The sequence below is a fragment of the uncultured Zoogloea sp. genome (assembly GCF_937894855.1).
In the GTDB taxonomy this organism is placed as follows: Bacteria; Pseudomonadota; Gammaproteobacteria; order Burkholderiales; family Rhodocyclaceae; genus Zoogloea; species Zoogloea oryzae.
On sequence record NZ_CALAYQ010000198.1, the window covers coordinates 1 to 8,774 of the forward strand.

The window sequence follows — 8,774 nt, forward strand, 5'->3', positions numbered from 1 at the left end:
TGCTGGTGTTCCTGGTGATGTACCTGTTCCTCCAGAACATCCGCTACACCCTGATCCCTGCCATCGTTGCGCCCATCGCCCTCCTCGGCACGTTTGCCGTGATGCTGGTGGCGGGCTTTTCAATCAACGTGCTGACGATGTTCGGGATGGTGCTGGCGATCGGCATCATCGTGGATGACGCGATCGTGGTCGTGGAAAACGTCGAGCGACTCATGGCGCATGAAGGCCTGTCGCCACGGGACGCAACGCAGAAGGCCATGAAGGAGATCAGCGGCGCCATCGTCGGCATCACCCTGGTGCTGATTGCGGTATTCATCCCGATGGCCTTCGCCAGTGGCTCGGTGGGGGTCATCTACCGCCAGTTCTCGCTGTCCATGGCCGTCGCCATCCTGTTCTCGGCGTTCCTCGCCCTCAGCCTGACACCGGCCCTGTGCGCCACCCTGCTCAAACCGGTGGCCGGACATCGGCCGGCGCGGGGTTTCTTCGGCTGGTTCAACCAGCGCTTCAGCCGGCTGACCGAGCTCTACGAGCACGGTGTGCTGGGCCTCGTCAAGCGGAGCGGCCGGGTCATGGTGCTGTTCGCCGCCCTGGTCGCGGCGCTGGGCGTGAGTCTGGATCGGCTGCCCTCCGCCTTCCTGCCGGAGGAGGATCAGGGCTACTTCATGACGTCCATCCAGCTCCCCTCGGATGCCACCACGGAACGCACCCTCGAAATCGTCAAGACGTTCGAGGCGCACGCGGCCACCCGTCCCGGCATTGCGTCCACCCAGTCGGTACTCGGCTTCAGCTTCTCGGGGGCCGGCCCCAACGCAGCCGTCATCTTCTCGAACATGAAGGAATGGGAACACCGCGAAGGCGCCACGGCCCAGGAAGAGGTCGGCCTCGCCCAGGCGGCGATGGCGCATACGGCGGAGGGCATGGTCATGAACCTGATGCCGCCAGCCATTGAGGAACTGGGCACGTCGTCCGGTTTCAGCATGCGCCTCCAGGATAGAGCCAACCAGGGCTTCGGCGCCCTCATGAAAGCGCAGGACGCACTACTCGCGATGGCTGCCCAAAACCCGGCCATTGCAATGGCCTACCCGGAGGGGCTCGCCCCGGGAAGCAATGTCCGCCTGGACATCGACCGCCAGAAAGCCGAGGCACTGGGCGTTTCCTTTGCCAGCATCAGCGACACCCTGTCCACGGCCATGGGCTCGCTGTACGTCAACGACTTTCCCAACGCGGGACGGATGCAGCAGGTCATCATCCAGGCCGACGCCCGGGCGCGCATGCAGGTGGAGGACATCCTGAAACTCTACGTCCGCAACAACGCCGGCGGCATGGTGCCGCTGGGCGAAGTGGTGACGCCGGTCTGGACCGATGCACCGCTACAGCTCATCCGCTACAAGGGCTATCCCGCGGTGCGCATCGCCGGGAGCGCCGCACCGGGTGTTTCAAGCGGTGAGGCGATGGCGGCCATGGAAGCCCTGGTGGCGCAGCTCCCCGCCGGATTTGCGGTCGAATGGACGGGTCAATCACTGCAGGAGCGCGAGTCGGCCGCCCAGGCGCCCATGCTGATCGCCCTGTCGATGCTGGTCGTCTTTCTGGTGCTGGCCGCGCTTTACGAGAGCTGGGCGATCCCCCTCTCAGTCATGCTGGTCATCCCGCTCGGCTTGATCGGGGCGGTCCTGGCGGTCAGCCTGCGCGGCATGCCCAACGACGTATTCTTCAAGGTCGGAATGATCACGGTCATAGGTCTTTCCGCCAAGAACGCCATCCTGATCATCGAGTTCGCCAGACAACTGCGCGAACAGGGCATGAACCTGATCGACGCCGCCGTGGAGGCCTCCCGGCTGCGCTTGCGTCCGATCCTGATGACCTCGCTGGCCTTCGCACTGGGCGTCGTGCCCCTGATGCTGGCCAGTGGCGCCGGCGCGGAAACACAGCACGCAATCGGCACCGGCGTGTTTGGCGGAATGATCACGGCGACGCTGCTGGCCGTGTTCTTCGTTCCAGTCTTCTTCGTCTTTGTCCTGGGATTTCAGGCGCGGCTGCCACGACGCGCGGGCAAGGCCCGGACGATCCCGCACGAGAACTGAACCATGCACCACCTCTACACCTCGCTGGCCCTGCTGCTGGCCGGCTGCGCGCTGACCCCGCCACTTGAACGTCCGGCGCCACCGATTGCCGCCGTGTATGCCGATGGCACCGACACCGCCGGCAACGCCGCCGATCTGGGCTGGCGACAGATGTTCGGCGACCCGCGTCTGCAAGCACTGATCGCCACGGCGCTCGACAACAACCGGGATCTGCGCATCGCCGTCCTGAACATGGATGCCGTGCGAGCCCAGTACGGCATCGAGCGAAGCGCCCTGCTTCCGCAGGTGGATGCCAACCTGCGCAGCGGACGGGAGCGTACGCCGGCAAACCGGAGCACACCCGCCATCGCGCAAGGCAACCACACGGCAGGCGTCGCCATCAGCGCGTTCGAAATCGATCTTTTCGGCCGCGTGCGGGCGCTGTCCGAGGCGGCGCTGGCGCGCTACCTGGCAAGTGCCGAGGCGGCCCGCTCTGCCCGTATCAGCCTGGTTGCCGCCGTCGCAGATGCCTACATCGAAGAGCGTATGGCGATGGAACAGCTGCGCCTTACGGAGACCACTCTGGCGGACTGGCGCCAATCCCTGAATCTGGCGCGCCTGCTGAAGGACGCAAAGCAGAACAGCGGCCTCGATGTTGCCCAGGCGGAAGGTCAGGTTGCTTCTGCCGAGGCCGATCTCGAAGGCCGACGACGAGACCTCAAGCAGGCTCGCAACGCGCTCACCGTCCTCCTCGGAACGGCCATACCCGGCGATTTACCCGCCGGCATGCCGCTGGAGGATCAACCCGTACCTACTGCGCTACCTCCCGGCCTTCCCTCGGACCTCCTGCTGCGCCGCCCGGACATCCTGCAGGCAGAACAAAACCTGCGTGCGGCCAATGCCGACATCGGCGCCGCCCGAGCCGCGTTTTTCCGCGCCTCTCGCTCACCGCAACGCTGGGCTACGCCAGCCCGGCTCTCGGCAGCCTATTCCAGGGCAGCCAGCTCGCCTGGGGCTTCACTCCACAATCGAGTCAGCCGCTGTTCAACCACGGCCGCCTCGAGGCAGCACTGGATCTCGCCCAGGCCCGGCGCTCCGCTGCGGTTGCAGAATACGAAAAATCGATTCAGACAGCCTTTCGGGAAGTCGCCGACGGCCTCGCCGCCCAGGCCACACTGACCCGGCAGATCGAAGCCCAGCAACGGGTAGTCGCCAGCGCGGAGCGCCGGCGCGAGCTGTCCAGCCTGCGCTATCGCGCCGGACAGGACAGCCGCCTCGAACTACTGGACGCACAGCGCCAGGCGTACGCGGCCCGACAGAGCCTGCTGAGCCTGCAGCGCCTCGCCTTCAAGAGCACCCTTTCGCTCTACAAAGCCCTCGGTGGTGGCCTGCAGGAAACCACTGCTGATGCGACATTGGCCGAGCAGGCTGCGCCCATCAAGTCGCCCAGACTTTAGACAGCACACTGGGCAGGCTGCGGCGGCCGAGATGGACTCAGGGATATGGAAGTCTTGTTCGAGCAGCCGCCCCAGCAGCAACGTCGTGATGCAGGCGCCGCGTGCCGTCACGCCAGCCCCATCGCTACACCGCATGCCCCAGACGTTTTCGTAGAAACAACGCCCGGCAGATACCCCGACGACAGCCGGAAAGAAACCGGTCAGTAACGCGCAAAACAAAACGGGCTAGGCCGAAGCCTAACCCGTTGTTTTCTTTGGTGCTGCTGACCGGAATCGAACTGGTGACCTACTGATTACGAATCAGAAGGTAAGCGCATTTATTGACGTTGATGGGGATGCTCAAAGAATCAACAAATCATTGTAATAGTTGATTTTTTGTCCCAATGACGTTGATTCGAGTTGATGGACATTGCTAAAATCTGGCTACACAGTGGCTACACGGACTGTCCATGTAGCCAGCTCAGGAGCCGACGCCATGCAACGCGAACGACTGACCCTCGACAGAATCCGCCGCTTCTCGTGCCCCGCCGATGCAAAGCAGGCCTTTCTTTGGGACACCGACGCACCCAGGCTCGCCGTGCGTGCAACGGCTGGATCTAAGTCCTTCGTCTTCGAATCCAAACTGAACCGGCAGACGATTCGCGTCACCATCGGTGACGTTAAGACGTGGAACTTGGACGACGCCCGGGCCGAGGCGCGCCGCTTGCAGGCGCTAACTGATCAAGGCATCGACCCCCGCCAAGAGAAGGCCGAGCGCATCGCCGCCATCGAGGCCAAACGCGAAGAGGCCCGCCGGGTGGAGGCCCCTGCCCTTGAGGCATGGGAGGCCTATCTCGAGTCCCGCCGGCCGCGATGGGGTGCGCGTCACCTCGCCGCTCATGAGGACATGAGCAAGGAAGGCGGCGAGAAACGCACCAGAGGCCGCAGGAAGGGCGAGAAGGACACCACACTGCCCGGCGCCCTCCGGCCGCTCCTGGTGCTGCCCTTGTCCCAGATTGATGCCACTCGCGTCCGCGCCTGGCTGGAAGACGAGACTGCAAAGCGTGCGACCTCTGCCGCCCTGGCCTTCCGGCTGCTGAGGGCATTCCTCAACTGGTGCAGCGACCGCCCGGAATATAGCGATCAAGTGCACGCCGACGCCTGCGCGCCGCGCCTAGCCAAGGAGACTTTACCGAAGGCGTCCGCACGAGATGACTGCTTGCAGAAGGAGCAGATCCGACCGTGGTTCGCAGAAGTGAGGAAGCTGAGCCCGATTCTGTCCGCTTACCTGCAGGTCGTGCTGCTGACCGGCCCGCGCCGCAACGAGATGACGGCGCTGCGCTGGGACGACGTGGACTTCAGATGGAATGCCATGACCGTGCGGGACAAGGACGAAAGCAAGGGCGGCCTTGATGGGACGCGAACCATTCCCCTCACGCCGTACGTCAAGAGCTTGTTGCTGGAGCTCAAGGCACTCAACGAAACCCCTCCGCCGCAGTACCGCATCCTTGACGGTAAGAAGATCGAGAACGACCTGAAGTCGTGGAATCCTTCTGAGTTCGTCTTTTGGAGTCGGAAGTCAGAATCGGGACACATCGAAGAGCCGCGCAAGGCGCACGATAAGGCGGTCGACGCGGCCGGCATTCCCGGCTTGACGATTCAGGGACTCCGCCGCAGCTTCTCGACGCTCGCCGAATGGGTAGAAGCCCCGGAAGGCGTTGTTGCGCAGATCCAGGGGCACAAGCCCAGCGCAACACGGGAGAAGCACTACAAGAAGCGCCCCCTCGACTTGCTGCGCATGTGGCACTCGAAAATCGAGCGGTGGGTTCTCGACGAGGCCGGTATCGAGCAGCCGGCCGGGGAGCAGGCACCGGGGCTGCGGGTGGTGGGCTGAACGTGAATTGTAAAGCGATGATTTACGGTCTATGATTCTATCGTTCCGCCACAAGGGGCTGGAAACCTTCTTCCTCACCGGCAAGCAAGCCGGCATTCAGCCGATTCACGCCAAGCGCCTGCGGGACATGCTGACCGCACTGAACGCCGCCGCCGGCCCGGAAGACCTCGCCCGCCCGTCCTGGCGCCTGCATGGCCTGTCTGGCGACCGCGCCGGCTTCCTTGCCATGACGGTGCAAGCCAACTGGCGGCTTGTGTTCCGCTTCGAGGGTGGAAACGTGGAACTGCTCGATTATCTGGATTACCACTGAGGCCCGACACATGGACATGCACGACCCTTCGACTCCTGGCGAAATCCTGGCCGGCTGGCTGGAAGACCTATCTATGAGCGTGACGGCCTTCGCCGCCCATGTCGGCATCAGCCGCGTCATGCTCTCCCGCATCCTGAACGGTCACGCCGCCGTTACTGCCGACATGGACCTGCGCCTGCATGAAGCCCTCGGCACCTCGCCCGGCTACTGGCTGCGCCTGCAAACCCAGCGCGACCTTTGGGCAGCCAGCCAACGCGCCAAGGATCGGGCGCCCGTGGCACGCATCGCCGCCTGACCGAGCACCACCGCCGCGCCTAGGTCGGCCAACCGAAAAGCGGGACACCTTTACCCGCCTGGCGCGGCACCCAACTTGAAGGGCGCCGGAAGGAGCGCAAAGCAATGGGACCGTATGCATGGAACACGCTTGATGAGGCTGCAAGCTGGCTATCGAACGAACTTGGCAACATTGCGCTAACTGCCCGACAAGTTCTTGAACTTGGTGTGCGTGGGAAGGCCGCGTTTCATGTTGTGGTGCCTGAAGGATCTATTCCCCGGCCTTCTGGCCGAGGGTTCGGAGTGCTGAAAAACTTTTACGAAGGGTTCGTTCAGTTATCGTCCAATGATTGCCATTTAATTGCAGGACGAGGCTCGGTACGATTTTCCTCAGTCGGCCACCCCAGCGATCCCAACGAGTGGATCAAGCTCAATCACACCGTTGAACTGAATCAGGCGATGCTGCGTATAAGCGGCGATGAACTCAGAAGGATTGCCAGTGAGATTCATTCGAGGGTAAAGAAACGAGCTGTCGCCGAGTCTGAACGTCGAGTTTTCGGTGGTAGCGGCATCCATGGCAAGCAGCGGGAGCCGGCTGCGGGTGATGCGAGTGCAGAAGCCTCCGGCAACTGGAAAGATCATGCCCGCGCCATTGCTGACGAACTTTTCGACCACGACACAAAGCAGCAAACCCGCGACTCGCTTGACGGATACGCCAGACGAGTGATGGAAAAAATGCAAGAGCGCGGGATTCACGGGCCAAGAGGACGCTTTGACAACCACAACACTATCAAGCGAGACGCCTTACAGGGCTCAAAATGGTGGAGGGAAAAACCAAAATAGGGCCTGTGAAACATGGGAATTGTGGGGTTCCCACAAACTATTTTCTCCCACCGCAAAAATAGAAGCCTGAAACCCAGCATTGACGCGGGCTTCGGGCTTTTTTGCATTCCGCTGGCGATCACCGTCTCTCCGCCTTCCCCACCTGTGAAGTGGCGTTCACCAACGTTGATTGGATCGCATCCGGCGACTCTCAGCGATGGCTTCAAGCAGGAGACCCGCGAATGCAAGCAGCAACGATCCCCACCACCCTGCGTACGGACTATGCGTCCATCCTGCGCACCTACTCCACCGAAGAAGCCGCCACGATCCTGAAGGTTCGCCCGCAGACGTTGCGCGCCGCCGTTTGCCGCGACGGGCATTACTTCGGCGTTCGCCCCCAAAAAGCCCGGAATCGTTTTTTGATTTGGGACGCAGCCGCCGTCGATGCACTCCTGAATGGCGAGGTGGCGTGATGACCGCCGTCAAAAACACAGGCAATCGGGATGCCAAGCGGCCCCGTCGAGGTGTGCCAATCTGGCCAGACTGGCACCTATACGAGCGGCTCAAAGCGCAGATCCCGCGCACCCTCGATCACCTGGAATACGAGCGACGCCTCCGACAAGCGGCCGAGAAAGCGGGAGTATGAAATGAGCGTCCGCACTTTATCCAAGGTTTGGGACGGCTTCCCCGGCGGAGGCTCCGAGCTGCTGGCGCTCCTGGCGCTGGCGGACTGGTCCGACGATGAAGGTCGCTGCTTTCCCTCAATGGCAAGCATCGGCCGCAAGACCCGCCTTTCCGAGAAGCAGGCCCGGCGCATTGTGCACAATCTGGAAGAGGCGGGATTCCTGCGCGTAATCGGCGGCCAGACCGGCGGGGGGATGTCCCGCCGATATCAGATCGCTCTTGACCGGCTTACCCCTCCCGCCGATGGGAGGGCTCCCGCTGGTGGGAGGGCTCCCGCCGATGTCCCTAACCCCTCCCGCCCACGGGAGGGCACCCCTCCCACCCATGGGAGACGAACCGTCAGTGAACCGTCAAAGAACCGTCAGTTGATTGCGGACGAGCCGCCTGTCAGCAGCAAAGCTGCCGACCATTGCCCACATCAGCAGATCATTGATCTGTACCACCAGACCCTGCCGACAGGCCGCCAGGTACGAATCTGGAACGACACCCGCAAGGCGAAACTACGCGCCCGTTGGAAGGAAGACCCGAAGCGCCAGAGCCTCGAATGGTGGGGAAAGTTCTTCGGCTACGTCGCCGAGTCGGACTTCCTCACTGGCAAGACTGCCAGCGCGGGCCGGCCGCCGTTTGAGCTGGATCTCGAATGGATCGTCTCGCCAACGAACTTCGTGAAGATCATCGAAGGGAAGTATCACCGGGAGGCCGCAGCATGAACGCCCCCGACCTGCACAATCTCCCGCCCCATTCCCTTGAGGCGGAACACGGCCTGCTTGGTGCGATCCTGACCCACGGTGGCCCGGTACTCGACCGCATCGAGGGCACCGTCAGCGCCAGTGACTTCTACCGCGCCGACCATCACCTGATTTTCTCCGCTGCCAAGGCCTTGCACGATGCCGGCAAGCCGGTCGATCTGCTGACCGTTGCCGACGCGCTGGAAGCCCGCGGCGAGCGCAAGCAGACCGGTGGCCTCGCTTACCTGGGAGATATCGCCAACGGTGGCTTCACGGCGGCCAACGCCCGCAGCTACGCCGCCACGATCCGCGAGCGGGCCACCCTGCGCGGCCTGCAGCAGATCGCCGCCGATGTGCTGGCCGGCTGCACGAGCCCGGCGGGCCGCTCCCCAGCCGACATCGCCGCCGAAGCTGAAGCCTCCATGCAAGCGCTGGTGGACCACAGCGAAACCGAGCCGGTACGGCTGCAGGACGCGCTCTGCGACGTGCTCGCCGACGTAGAGGCCCGGCGGTGTCACCGACCGGCACATAGGAGCCACTTGATGATCGGCACAATGGAGCCAGGGC

General features: G+C 63.3%; 9 protein-coding genes and 1 pseudogene. All 10 read left to right on the forward strand.

All coding sequences use genetic code 11. The features are described 5' to 3' along the window. On the forward strand, nt 1-2,081 hold a 2,081-nt coding region (locus Q0672_RS21200), incomplete at its 5' end, for an efflux RND transporter permease subunit (RefSeq protein WP_298625615.1). A gap of 3 nt (nt 2,082-2,084) precedes the next feature. After that, nucleotides 2,085-2,933, forward strand: a pseudogene (locus Q0672_RS21205) (TolC family protein); the annotation flags it as partial. Between the two features lie 83 nt (nt 2,934-3,016). Next, the gene (locus tag Q0672_RS23560; RefSeq protein ID WP_367179984.1) at nt 3,017-3,517 is read left to right on the forward strand and encodes a TolC family protein; all 501 of its coding nucleotides are present in this window, start codon (nt 3,017-3,019) and stop codon (nt 3,515-3,517) included. A 475-nt stretch (nt 3,518-3,992) separates the two neighbouring features. Further along, nucleotides 3,993-5,390, forward strand: coding sequence for an integrase family protein (locus Q0672_RS21210; RefSeq protein WP_298625621.1), 1,398 nt, complete (start codon nt 3,993-3,995; stop codon nt 5,388-5,390). A 31-nt stretch (nt 5,391-5,421) separates the two neighbouring features. After that, complete coding sequence (locus Q0672_RS21215; protein WP_153159624.1) at nt 5,422-5,700, forward strand: type II toxin-antitoxin system RelE/ParE family toxin; 279 nt, start codon at nt 5,422-5,424, stop codon at nt 5,698-5,700. Between the two features lie 16 nt (nt 5,701-5,716). After that, complete coding sequence (locus Q0672_RS21220; protein ID WP_228111730.1) at nt 5,717-5,995, forward strand: HigA family addiction module antitoxin; 279 nt, start codon at nt 5,717-5,719, stop codon at nt 5,993-5,995. 104 nt (nt 5,996-6,099) lie between these two features. After that, complete coding sequence (locus Q0672_RS21225) at nt 6,100-6,816, forward strand: hypothetical protein (RefSeq protein WP_153159626.1); 717 nt, start codon at nt 6,100-6,102, stop codon at nt 6,814-6,816. Nucleotides 6,817-7,037: 221 nt separating this feature from the next. Next, on the forward strand, nt 7,038-7,268 hold the full coding sequence (locus Q0672_RS21230) for a hypothetical protein (protein ID WP_153159627.1): 231 nt from the start codon (nt 7,038-7,040) through the stop codon (nt 7,266-7,268). 174 nt (nt 7,269-7,442) lie between these two features. Next, nucleotides 7,443-8,189 carry a helix-turn-helix domain-containing protein gene (locus Q0672_RS21235; protein ID WP_194271097.1) on the forward strand — a complete coding sequence of 249 codons (747 nt, stop codon included), beginning with the start codon at nt 7,443-7,445 and terminating at the stop codon, nt 8,187-8,189. Further along, nucleotides 8,186-8,774, forward strand: a 589-nt coding sequence (locus tag Q0672_RS21240; protein ID WP_298625632.1) for a DnaB-like helicase N-terminal domain-containing protein, incomplete at its 3' end; no start/stop codon positions are given. The genes Q0672_RS21235 and Q0672_RS21240, both read left to right, overlap by 4 nt.

What these genes read in the sequence shown, in the direction of transcription:
- Q0672_RS21210 (WP_298625621.1), top strand. Translation starts at nt 3,993, where the DNA reads ATGCAACGCGAACGACTGACCCTCGACAGAATCCGCCGCTTCTCGTGC.
- Q0672_RS21215 (WP_153159624.1), top strand. Translation starts at nt 5,422, where the DNA reads ATGATTCTATCGTTCCGCCACAAGGGGCTGGAAACCTTCTTCCTCACC.
- Q0672_RS21220 (WP_228111730.1), top strand. Translation starts at nt 5,717, where the DNA reads ATGCACGACCCTTCGACTCCTGGCGAAATCCTGGCCGGCTGGCTGGAA.
- Q0672_RS21225 (WP_153159626.1), top strand. Translation starts at nt 6,100, where the DNA reads ATGGGACCGTATGCATGGAACACGCTTGATGAGGCTGCAAGCTGGCTA.
- Q0672_RS21230 (WP_153159627.1), top strand. Translation starts at nt 7,038, where the DNA reads ATGCAAGCAGCAACGATCCCCACCACCCTGCGTACGGACTATGCGTCC.
- Q0672_RS21235 (WP_194271097.1), top strand. Translation starts at nt 7,443, where the DNA reads ATGAGCGTCCGCACTTTATCCAAGGTTTGGGACGGCTTCCCCGGCGGA.